The following is a 12,871-nucleotide window of genomic DNA, read 5'->3' as shown; positions in this document are numbered from 1 at the left end:
TAGAAAGCGGCCATCGACCTGTTTAGGCAGCAGGTGAAAGCGAGGAACGATGGCGCTGAGCGAGAAGGCGAAACTCGGTATTCCGGGTCTGGATGACATTACTGCAGGCGGGCTCGCCCGCGGTCGCTTGTACCTGCTGGAGGGGAGCCCGGGAACAGGCAAGACCACCATCGCCACGCAGTTCCTGATCACCGGCGCCGCGGCGGGCGAGCGGTGCCTCTACATCACCTTGTCCGAAACCGAGGACGAGTTCCGCGTCGGCGCCGCATCGCATGGCTGGGACCTGTCCGGCATCGATATCTTCGAACTGCTTCCGCCCGAAGATCTTCTCGACGAGCAGCAGCAGCAAAGCCTGCTCTACTCGTCGGATCTCGAACTGGGCGAAACGACGAAACGCATCTTCAAGGTGTTCGAAGAGGTCAAGCCGCAGCGCGTCGTGGTCGACAGCCTCTCGGAAATCATGCTGCTCGCGCAGAGCCCTTTGCGCTATCGCCGCCAGATCCTGTCGCTCAAGCACTATTTTGCCCGAAACGGCGCCACCGTGTTGATGCTCGACGACCTGACCGCCGAGCAGAACGACAAGACGATGCACAGCATCGCGCATGGGGTGATCCATCTCGAAGAGATGTCGCCCGACTATGGCGCGGAGCGCCGCCGCACCCGGATCATCAAGTATCGCGGCCAGAAGTACCGCGGCGGATATCACGACTTCGTGATTGAACCCGGCGGCGTGCGGGTCTTTCCACGCCTGGTTTCCGCGGAGCACCGGACGGGATACGACCGCAGCCTGGTCACCACCAACTCACCGGAACTCAACGCTCTGCTCGGCGGCGGGATCGAACGCGGATCGAGCACGCTCATCCTGGGACCGGCCGGCACCGGCAAATCGCTGCTGGCGCTCAAGTTCGTGGTGACCACGGTGTCACGCGGCGACCGCGCCGCGATGTTCATCTTCGATGAGGAGCGGGACCTTCTGTTCAACCGGGCGCTCGGCCTGGGCATCGACCTTGGGGCGATGGTCGCAGCCGACATGCTCGTGATCGAACAGGTCGATGCGGCTGAGCTTAGTCCGGGCGAATTTACCGAGAGGGTCCGGATCTGCGTTGAGACCCGTGGGGTGAAGACCGTCGTGATCGACAGCCTCAACGGCTATCAGGCCGCCATGCCTGAAGAACAGGCACTGATCCTGCACATCCACGAGTTGCTGCAATATCTGAACCGCCAAGGCGCGTCGACCTTCCTCACCGTTGCGCAACACGGGCTGGTCGGTGACATGAAGGCTCCGGTCGACGTCACCTACCTGGCCGACACCGTCGTCCTGCTGCGCTATTTCGAGGCCGTCGGCGAGGTTCGGCGCGCGATGTCTGTCATCAAGAAGCGGACTGGCCCGCACGAAAACACGATCCGGGAATATGTGATCGACAGCCGGGGCATCACGCTGGGCCACCCGCTCAAGCGCTTTCACGGCGTGCTGCGCGGCGTGCCGACATTGGTCGACGAAAGCCCGATGCCGCTTCTGGACCCCGAGAATTGACTCCGTACATATCCGAACGCGCGCTGATCCTCGCACCACAAGGCCGCGATGCCGACGTCGCGAGCGCCATGCTCCGCGAAGCCCGGTTCACGAGCCTGTCCTGCCGGTCCATCGGGCACCTCGTGGAGGAAATGGAAAAAGGCGCCGGCTTCGCGCTGGTGACCGAAGAGCAGTTGCGCACGGCCGATCTCAACGCTCTGTCGCGCTGGATCTCGGCGCAGCCGGAATGGTCCGACTTTCCTTTCATCCTGCTGACGTTGCGCGGCGGGGGGCTGGAGCGCAATCCGGCCGCCAGGCGCTATCTGGAGATGCTGGGCAACGTCACCTTCCTGGAGCGCCCGTTCCATCCCACGACGATGATCAGCCTGGCCCAGTCGGCCCGCCGCGCCCGGCGGCGGCAATATGATGCGCGGTCCCGGCTGGAGGAACTTCACGGACTTGCAGCCGAACTCGAGCAGCGCGTCGAACAGCGAACCGCGGAACGCCAGCTCGCACTCAAGCAGCTTCACGAGGTGCAGAAGCTGGAGACGATCGGCCAACTGACCGGCGGCGTCGCGCATGATTTCAACAATCTGCTCACACCGATCATCGGTGCGCTCGATCTTCTGCAGCGGCGGTTCAAGGACGAAGATGCCTCGGTCCAACGCTGGATCGGCAACGCCTTGCAGTCGGGCGAGCGTGCCAAGACACTGGTCCAGCGGCTGCTGGGCTTCGCAAGGCGGCAGGAGTTGCAGAACCGCCCTGTCGACATCGCCGCCCTGATCGAAGGCATGCGCGACCTGATCGCCAGTTCGCTGGGGTCAACCACCGAGCTGCGCCTGCAGTGCGCCGCAGGATTGCCGCCGGCGATGGCCGATCCCAACCAGCTCGAGCTCGCCATCCTCAACCTCTGCGTCAATGCGCGGGATGCCATGCCCGATGGAGGCCGGCTAACGATCACGACCGAGGTCGCGGACGTTGAGAACGGCTCCGGTATCGATCTGGCGCCCGGCGCCTATATTCGGCTGTCGGTTCGCGACAGCGGCACCGGCATGGATACGGCAACACTGGCGCGCGCCGTAGAGCCCTTCTTCACCACCAAGGAAATCGGACGCGGTACGGGGCTCGGGCTATCGATGGTGCATGGCCTGATGGCGCAGCTCGGTGGCGCCTTCATGCTCGACAGCGAACTGGGGCGCGGCACCGCCGCCGCGCTCTACCTGCCGATCGCGACCAGCCAAAGCAACGCCGAGGCACCGATATCACGCCCGCCGCAGGCCGTATCGAACACGCCGCTTGGGATCCTCGTCGTGGACGATGAGGAGCTCGTCCGCAATGGCACCGCGGACATGCTTCGCATCCTGGGTCACCGGGTTGCCGAAGCCAGCGGCGGTGCCGAGGCGCTTCGCATGCTGATGGCCGCCCCGCACGAAATCGAGCTCGTGATCACCGATTACAAGATGCCGGGAATGGATGGCGCCGAACTCGCCGAACGAATCCGCGCGGAGCGGCCAGACATGCCGATGCTGCTGATCTCCGGCTACACGGGTGCGGTCGACCCGATCGCCGATATACCACGGCTCAACAAGCCGTTCGGGCTCGGAGAATTGGCCGAGGCCTTGCAGCGAGTGTGCGATCGCGACGCGGTCGTGGACGCGTAGATCGCATCATCCTCGGATTTCGCGCCCGTCATGCCATCCGCCCGCAACATGCTTTTCCGTCATATTCTCGCACCAACGCCCCGTAAAACCGCGCCTGCCAGCTCATCGCCGAGCCGCGCATTGACCACCGCATAGCGTCCTCTAGCGTCCTCGGCGCGGGCCGGATCTAGGGCGATTGCGGGCCAGCTGCGTGATTGGTCGCGGCCGGCCGCACCAGCCGCGTGCGAAGGTCGGACAGCGGCTTGCCCGTCGCCGCATCCACCACAATGGGTTCGATCCGTCCGCCGGTTTCCTCATTCACGAGAAAGCTCGTGCCGCCCTCGCCATGATATCTGCGTCCCCACGCACCGATCGCCGCGAGGATCGGCAGCACCTCGCGGCCCTTCTCGGTAAGCACATATTCGTCGCGCGGCGGATGCGTGCTGTAACGGTGCTTCGTGAGCAACTTTTCCGCGACGAGCGCGGTCAGCCGACGGGTCAGAATGTTGGGCGCTATGCCCAGGCTGGCCCGAAACTGCTCGAAGCGCGTCGCGCCATAGCCCGCATCGCGCAGGATCAGCAGGCTCCATGCATCCCCGATTCGCAGGAGCGCCCGCCCGACCGGGCAGGGCCCCGAACCATATTTTTCGATGTCCATTGCAAAAGAATAGCGAGTTACTATTCTTTTGCAAGTGACATCGGGTCACGGATTGAAGGACATATTCAATGAGCAGCAAGCAGGGCACGGCGCTCGTCACGGGCGCATCCGGCGGTATCGGCGCGGTCTATGCCGATCGGCTGGCGCGGCGCGGCTATGATCTGGTTCTCGTCGCGCGCGATCGCATACGCCTGGCGGCGCTCGCCGAACGGCTGCAGGCCGAAACCGGCGTCGCGATCGAAATTCTACCCGCCGACCTGACGCGCAATGAGGATGTCGCGCGCGTCGAAGCGCGGATTGCCGCGGAGGATGTCAGTCTGCTCGTCAACAATGCCGGCCGCTCGCTCGCCGGCAGCATCCTCGACAATGGCCCGGCGGAAATTGCCGACATCGTAACGCTCAATATCGCCACCCCTGCCCGCCTTGCCGCCGCGGCAGCGCAGGCCTTTGTCGCGAGTGGTCACGGCGCAATCATCAACATCGCCTCCGTCCTCGCGCTGGCCCCAGAGATGTTCGACGGCATCTACAGCGGCACCAAGGCGTTCCTGCTCAACCTCAGCCAGGCGATGGCGGCGCAGCTCGCCGACAAGGGCGTCTACACGCAGGTGGTGCTGCCCGGCGCCACCCGCACCGAGATCTGGGCGAAGAGCGGCAAGGATGTGAACACCTTCCCGCCCGATTTCGTGATGGAAGTGGATGATCTGGTGGATGCGGCGCTGATCGGCTTCGACCGGCGTGAAACCGTCACCATCCCACCCCTGCCCGACGACGCGCAGTGGACCGCCATGCAGGCGGCTCGGCTGGCGATGGGACCAAATCTGTCGAAGAGCCGCGTCGCGCCGCGCTATGCTGCGACCGTCGCCGAACCCGTCACCGCCTGAACCGGAGAACCGCCGCCATGACCGACGTCGCCACCCCGCCCTTCAACGCGCTGACCGACAATCCCGAACGACGCGATGGCCTCGGGCAGCTTCGGGCGCTGATGGATGCGGGGCGGCGACCGCCGATCGGCGAGACGATGGACTTCGCGCTGGTGGAAATAGAGCGTGGCCGGGCGGTGTTCGAAGGCACGCCCGGCAGGCGCGTCTACAACCCGATCGGCACCGTTCATGGCGGCTATGCCGCGACCCTGCTCGACAGCGCCTGCGGCTGCGCGGTCCATTCGCAGCTCAGCGCCGATCAGGGCTATACGACGCTGGAACTCAAGGTCGCCTATCATCGTGCGCTGAGCGACGAGAGCGGCCCCGTCCGCGCCGAGGGCCGGGTGCTTACGATGGGCCGGCGCACGGCCTTTGCCGAAGCCAAGCTGGTCGATGCCGCCGGCCGGCTCTGCGCCTCGGCGACATCGACGTTGCTGGTGTTGCCGCTGGAGGCGTGAGCCCCGCGAGTCAGGCCGCCCGCTTGGGCAGTTTCCAGCCCGGCCTTACGAAATGGCAGGTGTAGCCGTTGGGAATCCGCTCCAGATAATCCTGGTGCTCCGGCTCCGCCTCCCAGAAGTCGCCGGCGGGTTCGACTTCGGTCACCACCTTGCCCGGCCACAGCCCGGAGGCGTCGACATCGGCGATCGTGTCTTCCGCCACGCGGCGCTGCTCGTCGCTGGTGTAGTAGATCGCCGAACGGTAGCTGGCGCCACGATCATTGCCCTGACGGTTCTTCGTGCTCGGATCGTGGATCTGAAAGAAGAATTCCAACAGGGTGCGATAGCTGATCGCTTCCGGATCGAAGACGATCTCGATCGCTTCGGCATGAGTGCCATGGTTGCGATAGGTGGCGTTGGGCACGTCGCCCCCCGAATAGCCGACGCGCGTGGAAAGCACGCCGGGCATGCGGCGGATCAGATCCTGCATGCCCCAGAAGCAACCGCCGGCGAGAATCGCGATGTCCTGGCTCATGCCACGTCCTCCACCTGATCGAGATAGGCGCCATAGCCCTCGTCCGCCATGTCGTCGCGGTGGACGAAGCGCAGCGACGCCGAGTTGATGCAGTAACGCAGCCCGCCACGGTCGCGCGGACCGTCGGGGAAGACATGGCCGAGATGGCTGTCGCCATGCGCCGAGCGCACCTCGATGCGGACCATGCCGTGGCTTGCATCGCGCAGTTCGGCGACGTTGGCGGGCTCGATCGGCTTGGTGAAGCTCGGCCAGCCGCAGCCGGACTCATATTTGTCGGCAGAAGCGAACAGCGGCTCACCCGAGACGATGTCCACGTAGATGCCGGGTTCCTTGTTGTAGAGATATTTGCCGGTGCCGGGCCGCTCGGTGCCGCTTTCCTGCGTCACCCAACGCTCCTCGGGGCTGAGGGCAGCGATGGCGGCATCGGTCTTGCGATATTCGGTCATGCGCATCTCCATTCTCATGCGCAATGTGGGGATGCGGGGCGCCTCCGTCCATATGCCGGCCGTACTGTGCATCAACGGAAATTCCGCTAACAGCCATCGGCATGGCGAAGCGACGACGCTATCTGATCGCGACGATGCCCGATGGCTATGTGAAGCGCATCGGCCCCACCGACGCGCCCTTCACGCACTACTGGCGGATCGTCGCGCATATCGGCGACGGAGGAACCGAAGTGTTCTGGGGACACAGCAAGTCGCTGCGCGAGGCGACCAGCAAGAAGGCTGCCACTGCCGACGCCGCACGACAGCGGGGCTGGACGCGTTATGACTTCGAGGTCGTGGAACTGACCGAAGAAGCGGCGGCGCCGCGCGCGGATCCGTAGGCGTTCCGGCATTGCCACCATTCGTCGCACTGCGGCCAAATTGATCAAATACGGAGAAGATAGGTCTTCGCGATCGAGCGATTCTGCGCTTTGACGACGCTCATCTCCGGCACCGCGAGGCAGCTCACGCTGGCCTTCGATGCCGCCAGCAACACCACCGCCGCGCGCGGGGATCTCGACGAACGACGCCGGTTCGAGGAATAGGCCGGCGGACGGAGGCTGACGAATGGCGAAGACGACACGCGCGACGAAAACCCTGCAGGCCTTGAAAATTGCCTTCAGCGTGCACGAATATGCGTATGACGCGAATGCCGAGCGCGTCGGCCTGCAGGCGGCGGAAGCGCTCGGCGAGGATCCGGCGCGGGTGCTCAAGACGTTGATGGCCCTCGTCGACGGCAAGCCGGTCTGCGCGATCGTGCCATCCGACAAGGAGGTCGCGATGAAGAAGCTCGCAGCGGCGTTCGGCGGCAAACATGCCGAGATGATGAAGGTGCCGCAGGCCGAACGCATTTCGGGCTACAAGGTCGGCGGGATCAGCCCGTTCGGCCAGATGCGCAAGGTCCCGACGGCGATCGAGGCCGAGGCGCTGGCGCATGCGCTGGTCTATATCAATGGCGGGCAGCGCGGCCTGCAGGTGCGGCTGGCGCCCGCCGACGCGGCACGGGCGACGGACGCGATCGAGGCGGCGCTGATCGTCTGATCCCCATGTTACGGACGTCATGTCGTTTCCGTCCAATCCATGCCGGGCGCCGATGGCTATTCGGCCACCAGCCGCGGGCGGCGTCGCGTTTCCAGGTACGGAAGATGCCGTCCCGCGGTGCCCATGACAGGACGCGATGATGATGACGATGCGAACGGCCCCGATCCTGGTGACGATCGCCGGCTTGGTGCTGGCACTGGCAATGACGCTCTCCGCACCTCCGGCAAAGAGCCAGTTCACCATCGCCTGCAACGACGTGCGGCCGGCTTCCACCATCCTCGCCTGACAAAAAAAAGCCGCCCGCACCGCGGACGGCCCAGTGGGGAGGAATGTTGCGGCCTCAGCTGCGCGTCTGGAAGCGGTAACGGCCCGATCCGATCTCGAGCGTGACGCGATCTCCCGCCTGCCCCAGCACGGTGACGCCGGCGGCCTTCGCCAGCGGCAGCCCACCCTCGCTGATGCGGTCGGGCGCCGCGGCCGGCAGGAGCAGTTCGGCGCGGGCGTTGGCCGGAACGGTCAGTTCCGCCTCGAAGCCCCCGGGCGTCTGCTGCCATTTGGTTTCGATCCGGCCGAGCACGCTTTCGTAGCGCGCGCCGCCCCGGGTCACCCGGCCGTCGAGCACGGGCGCGAAGCGGAAGCGCTGGAAGCCGGGGGCGAGCGGATCGATGCCGGCGATGCGCCGATAGACGAAACCGCTCACCGCCCCCAGCGCATAATGGTTGTAGCTGTTCATCGCGGCATCGACCATGTCGGCGTTCCACCGCTCCCAGATCGTCGTCGCGCCCTTGGCGATCATATAGCCCCATGAGGGGAAGGCGGTGCGCAACAGCAGGTCATAGACGAGCTTCGTCTCGCCTCGATCGGCGAGCGCATCGAGGCTGAACGGCGTGCCGAGGAAGCCGGTGGAGAGCAATCCGCCGCGCCGCTTGATGTCCGCCACCAGCAGCCGTGTCGCCGCCGCGCGCTGGGGCTCGGGCACCAGCCCGAAGCGGAGCGCGAGAATATACCCGCATTGCGATCCATTGCCGACGCTGCCGTCCGGCTTGACGAACGCGGCCGCGAAAGCGCGGCCGATGTCCGCGGAGAGTGCGCGATAGCGTTCCGCCTCGGGCTGGCGGCCCGAGCCCTTGGCCATATCCGCCATCGCGTCGGCCGAGCGTTTCCACATCGCGGTCGCGATCAGCGCCTTGGGCGTGGTTTCGTCGCCCGGTTCCTTGGCGTCGAGCGCCACCCAGTCGCCATAGTCGTAGCCGCGGCCGTTGCGCCAGACGAGGTCGGGATTCTGTTCGAGGATGAACGCCAGATAGTGCTTCATCGCCGGCCAGTTGCGGTCGACCACCCCGGTGTCGCCATAGCGCTGCCACACCGTCCATGGCAGGATGATGCCGGCGTCCGCCCAGCCCGGCGAGGCGCCGAGCTGAAGATCGCGCCAGCCCGCCGGCGCATAGTCCGGAAACTCGCCGCGCGGCCCCTGCCCGTCGCGCATGTCGCCCATGAAGCGGCGGGTGAACGCGCCGACATCCATGTTGAACGCGGCGGCATCCCAGAACACGTTGGCGTCGCCCGTCCAGCCCAGCCGCTCGTCCCGCTGCGGGCAGTCGGTCGGCACGCCGAAGAAGTTGGAGCGCTGGCTCCAGAAACCGTTGTGCCACAGCCCCTGCACGATCGGGTTATCGACCAGCAGCCAGCCGCTGCGCGGCAGATCGCTGGTGACGACCACGCCCTCCACCTCGTCCGGCGTCGGCGCGCGGCCGAAGCCACTGACCTCGACATAGCGGAAGCCGAAATAGCTGAAGCGCGGCTCATAGCTCTCGCCCGCGGGATCGCCACGGAAGACATAGGTACAGGCGGCGCGCGCGGCGCGCAGGTTCGCCTGGTCGATCATGCCCTCGGGAGTCAGGATCTCGGCGAAGCGCAAGGTGGCGGTGTGCCCGGCCTCCGCCTTCGCCTGCAGATGCACCCAGCCCGCGAAGTTCTGGCCGAAATCGACGACATGACGATCGCCGGGGAAGCTGCGGATCGTCTTCGCCCTCAGCCGCTCGACCGCGCGCAGTGGCGGCGACACCTGCGCGCGCAGCCGGCAGGGTGGCGTCTTGCCGATCGCGGCGCGCCGCCAGTCCGGGGCGGAGAGGCCGGGCGAGGACCAGCCGGGCTGCTCCAGCCGCGCGTCATAATCCTCGCCATGATAGATTTCGGCCTGCGTGATCGGCGAGGACGACTGTTGCCAGCGATCGTCGGTGGTGATCGTCGTGCGGGTGCCGTCGGGGTGCTCGATCTCGAGCTGGGCCAGGAAGCGCAGCGGCGGATCACCGAACGCATAACGGCCGGCGGGGGCGTGATAGCTGCCATACCAGCCCTCCCCCACCATGGCGCCGATCGCATTGGCGCCCTTGCGGACATGCGCGGTCACATCGTGCGTCTGGTAGAGCACCGCCTCGCGGAAATCGCTGCTCTCGGGTGACATCAGCGCATCGCCGACACGCTTGCCGTTGATTTCCGCAACATAGGCGCCGAGCGCGGTGGCATAGAGCCGTGCGCGCATCACCGGCTTGTCGATGCTGAATTCACGGCGCAACAGATGCGCTCCGTCGCGCGGCCAGGCCTGTTGCTGATTGGCGGAGGGCGTCGCCGCTGCCCAGCGCGCATCGTCGAAGGTCGGCTGTTGCCAGCCGCCGCCCGGCTTCACTGCGGTGCGCATCCCTTCCGAGGTGATCCGCACGGGCTTGCCGCCGCCCTCCAACCGTACCATCGCCGCGCAGGCGATCTCATGGATCTTGGGCGAGTTGAAGCCGGTCGCGTCCTGCACCTCGACGGCGAGCACATGGCGGCCGGCGGCAAGCTGGTGAGTCGTCACCGCGATCGGCTCGGTGCCGAAGCGGTGTTGCGATTTGGGGCCGCGATCGACCGGCTGGCCGTCGAGCCACTGCTCGGAATCGAAATTGGCGATGCTGAACAAGGTCGCAGGGCCCGCCGCCGCCACATCGAACGATAGGCGGAACGCGCGCGGGCTGCCATCCCGCGTGCGGTCGCCGCGCATCCAACGCAGCCCTGCGGCGCGATCCGCCGCGTCCCGCTCGCTCTCAACCGCGACCCATTTCGCGGTCCAGTCCGAGGGCTCGATCAGCCCCATCTCGAACCGCGCAGTCGGGCTGGTCACCCGGATCCCGCGCGAGTCCTGCACGGTCACGCGCCAGTAGACGACATCCCGCGAGCGCAACGGCCGGCCCGCCCAGGCGATGTCGACCGCCTTGTCCGCCAGCACCTCGCCTGCTTTCCACAGATCCGCCTTGCCCGCTTCGAGCAGTGCTTTGCTCGACGCCGCCTCGATCGCGCAGCGCGCCTGCATCACACCGCGCGCATCCGCCTCGATCCGCCACGACAGGCGGACGCCCTCTGCCTCCAGCCCGATCGGATCGACAAGCGATTCCGCGCGCAGGTCGACGATCTTCAGATCGCCCTCCGTCGCCAGCGCGGGCCGCGGCGCCGCCACCAGCGCACCCGCCACACCCGCACCCTGCAGCAGCGAGCGCCGCGAGACGCCACTCACTTGCGTATCCCCGCGGCGGCGATCACCGCCTGCGCCTCGGCCGGCCAGTCCCGATCCGGCACGAGGAAATTATCCTTCTCGACATTGCCGATCTCGTCGAGCCAGCGCCCGCCGGTGGCCATCGAATTGTGCCAGTTGCCGGTGGCGAGATTGTCGGTCGAGATGCGGCGGCGGAACATCTTGCCCGCGGTATTGATGTTCAGCCATTTGCCGCGGGTGTCGATGACATTGCCGGTTACCTGGAAATGCTTGCTGCCTTCATCGAGATAAAGCGCGATCTTACCACCGATATCGAAGATGTGATTGCCGCGGATCACCGAATTCGGGTTGGCGGAAAGGTTGTAGATCGCGCCGCCATCCATGAACCACGTCTTCACGCCATGAATACGATTGCCCTCGATCAGCGTGTCCCCGAGCACCGTCGGCGTCGTATATTTGACGTTGTGGACGTAGCCCTTCTGGTTCTCGTCATAGTTCGGGTTGCCGCCGACATCGTTGTAGCCCCAGCCCCAGCCGACCGCGATCGCGTCGTAGGGCGCGTCGCTGATGTCGTTGTGCGCGATCCGCGCGCCGGCGATGTAGGTGGTGAGGATCGCGGCATTGTCGCGATATTCCTGCGAGACGGTGGCGACGACATTGTCCTCGATCGCGAGGTCGCGGTTGACGAGCTTCGCGTCCTCCGGGTGATGCGCCTCCACGCGGATGCCGCCCGCCATGATCGCGCTGCCGGAAAGCACCGCGAAATGGTTGCGCGTCACGCGGATGCCCTGCGTGGCGAGGCCGACGCCGGTGAGGTGCGCATTGGCGTCATTGCCGATGCCGAGGCCGATCTGGCCGAGCTGGGTGAAATGGTTGCGCTCGAAGGTTATGTCGCGCGCCGCCGAAACCTGGACCGCGGCCGGCATCTGGTGCCAACGCTGGCGCATCGACTCGAATTCCACGCAGCCCCAGCCGCAGCTCTCCCAGGCATCCTTCGGCCGGATCGGCGAGGTCTCGTAGAGGAAGGCGCCGCTCTGCTGGTTGGCATAGCCGGTCGGCTTCGACGGCCCGAGCCATGAGCTGTAGGAGAAGCGCAGCCCCTTGAAGCTGAGCTTCTCGACCGGCGCCGCCGGCGTGCCGCTGATCGACACCAGCGTCTCCAGCGTCGGCAAAACGACCTTCAGATCCTTGATGTCGTCATCCTGGGCGATGCGCAGGTAGAGCTTGCCCGCTTCCGGATCCAGCACCCACTGATAGGGCTTGGCGTGCCAGTCGTTGGTCTTGCCGATGAATTCGAGCGCGTTGACGAGGAACATCCGGCTGTCTTCGGGGAAGATCGGCTTGGTGATCGTGTCATAGCCCCAGCTGTTGTTGTCCCACGCCGGCTGCTGCATCGTCACCGTGGTGCCGCTGATCGACTTTACCGGCGAAAAGCGGTCGGTGAAGAAGCCCGTCGCTTCCACCTCCAGCCGGTCGGGCCGCTTGAGCGTGCCGATATAGGCAAGCGCGGGCTTGACGATCTCGAAACCGGTGGCGCCGAACTTCACGTCGGCGCGCTTCACCTCGATCCACGGCCGCTCCGCGAGCGTGTCGTTCACCCAGAGCTGGCGCGCGTCGAGCCCCTTGGGCGTATCCGCGACATAGATCCGCCGCTCCGCATCGAACACTGTGAAGCCCGAAATGGCGAGCCCGCCGGACAGCACCGGCTTCGCGCCCGCGGCGGCGCGCCACTCCACCTTGTGGCCGTTCTGGCCGCCATCGGCAGCGCGGAACACCAGCGGCCTGGCGAGCGTGTAGGTGCCATCGGCAAGCTCGACGGCCACGTCGTCACGGACGTTGGCAGCACGGACCAGTGCCTGCGCGCGCGCAAGCGAGCGCACCGGCCGGCCGGCGCTGCCGGGCGCGCGATCGTCGCCATTGGGGGCGACGTGGATCGTCACCGGCTCGGCAAGCGCCTGGACGCTGGCGCCCGCCAGCAGCGCCGCGATCATCAACCGGGCGGTTCGAAGCTTGCCGATCATCCGATACTCTCCGTTTGTAATATTGTTCTTTCCCCTCCCACCGTTCGTCCTGAGCAGGGACTGAGCCTGGCGAAGGTCCGTATCGAAGGACTGGC

Annotated in this window: 12 protein-coding genes; 7 read left to right on the top strand and 5 right to left on the bottom strand. The window is 66.1% G+C overall.

The window, feature by feature from the left end; all coding sequences use genetic code 11:
• Positions 1-49 precede the first annotated feature (49 nt).
• Positions 50-1,534, top strand: coding sequence for an ATPase domain-containing protein (locus NX02_RS08275; protein WP_025291726.1), 1,485 nt, complete (start codon positions 50-52; stop codon positions 1,532-1,534).
• Positions 1,535-1,665: 131 nt separating this feature from the next.
• Positions 1,666-3,174 carry a response regulator gene (locus NX02_RS08270; RefSeq protein ID WP_162232667.1) on the top strand — a complete coding sequence of 503 codons (1,509 nt, stop codon included), beginning with the start codon at positions 1,666-1,668 and terminating at the stop codon, positions 3,172-3,174.
• 166 nt (positions 3,175-3,340) lie between these two features.
• Here NX02_RS08270 and NX02_RS08265 read toward each other — a convergent pair whose 3' ends face one another.
• Positions 3,341-3,811: a winged helix-turn-helix transcriptional regulator gene (locus NX02_RS08265; RefSeq protein WP_025291724.1), complete on the bottom strand. Its 471-nt coding sequence runs from the start codon at positions 3,809-3,811 to the stop codon at positions 3,341-3,343.
• A 68-nt stretch (positions 3,812-3,879) separates the two neighbouring features.
• Between NX02_RS08265 and NX02_RS08260 the strand changes: the two genes are divergently transcribed.
• The gene (locus tag NX02_RS08260; RefSeq protein ID WP_025291723.1) at positions 3,880-4,692 is read left to right on the top strand and encodes an SDR family NAD(P)-dependent oxidoreductase; all 813 of its coding nucleotides are present in this window, start codon (positions 3,880-3,882) and stop codon (positions 4,690-4,692) included.
• 17 nt (positions 4,693-4,709) lie between these two features.
• On the top strand, positions 4,710-5,189 hold the full coding sequence (locus tag NX02_RS08255) for a PaaI family thioesterase (protein WP_025291722.1): 480 nt from the start codon (positions 4,710-4,712) through the stop codon (positions 5,187-5,189).
• A 10-nt stretch (positions 5,190-5,199) separates the two neighbouring features.
• Here NX02_RS08255 and msrA read toward each other — a convergent pair whose 3' ends face one another.
• Positions 5,200-5,703, bottom strand: a complete 504-nt coding sequence (gene msrA / locus NX02_RS08250) for a peptide-methionine (S)-S-oxide reductase MsrA (protein WP_025291721.1) — start codon at positions 5,701-5,703, stop codon at positions 5,200-5,202.
• Positions 5,700-6,149, bottom strand: coding sequence for a peptide-methionine (R)-S-oxide reductase MsrB (gene msrB / locus NX02_RS08245; protein ID WP_025291720.1), 450 nt, complete (start codon positions 6,147-6,149; stop codon positions 5,700-5,702). The genes msrA and msrB overlap by 4 nt, the downstream gene beginning before the upstream one ends.
• Before the next feature lie 101 nt (positions 6,150-6,250).
• Between msrB and NX02_RS08240 the strand changes: the two genes are divergently transcribed.
• The 3 genes from NX02_RS08240 (at position 6,251) to NX02_RS32295 (ending at position 7,515) form a co-directional block, all read left to right on the top strand.
• Positions 6,251-6,529, top strand: coding sequence for a hypothetical protein (locus tag NX02_RS08240; protein WP_025291719.1), 279 nt, complete (start codon positions 6,251-6,253; stop codon positions 6,527-6,529).
• A 226-nt stretch (positions 6,530-6,755) separates the two neighbouring features.
• A complete protein-coding gene (gene ybaK / locus NX02_RS08235) occupies positions 6,756-7,229 on the top strand; it encodes a Cys-tRNA(Pro) deacylase (protein WP_025291718.1) in 474 nt (157 codons plus the stop codon).
• A gap of 148 nt (positions 7,230-7,377) precedes the next feature.
• Positions 7,378-7,515, top strand: a complete 138-nt coding sequence (locus NX02_RS32295) for a hypothetical protein (RefSeq protein ID WP_158013961.1) — start codon at positions 7,378-7,380, stop codon at positions 7,513-7,515.
• 54 nt (positions 7,516-7,569) lie between these two features.
• Here the strand turns inward: NX02_RS32295 and NX02_RS08230 are convergent, their stop codons facing one another.
• Positions 7,570-10,776 carry an alpha-L-rhamnosidase gene (locus NX02_RS08230; protein ID WP_025291717.1) on the bottom strand — a complete coding sequence of 1,069 codons (3,207 nt, stop codon included), beginning with the start codon at positions 10,774-10,776 and terminating at the stop codon, positions 7,570-7,572.
• Complete coding sequence (locus tag NX02_RS08225; protein WP_025291716.1) at positions 10,773-12,776, bottom strand: right-handed parallel beta-helix repeat-containing protein; 2,004 nt, start codon at positions 12,774-12,776, stop codon at positions 10,773-10,775. Before NX02_RS08225 ends, NX02_RS08230 begins: the two co-directional genes overlap by 4 nt.
• Between the last annotated feature and the right edge of the window lie 95 nt (positions 12,777-12,871).

This window comes from Sphingomonas sanxanigenens DSM 19645 = NX02, assembly GCF_000512205.2.
Taxonomy (GTDB): domain Bacteria; phylum Pseudomonadota; class Alphaproteobacteria; order Sphingomonadales; family Sphingomonadaceae; genus Sphingomonas_D; species Sphingomonas_D sanxanigenens.
Note: the sequence above shows the minus strand (reverse complement) of the source record. Positions and strands in the feature narration are given on the sequence as shown.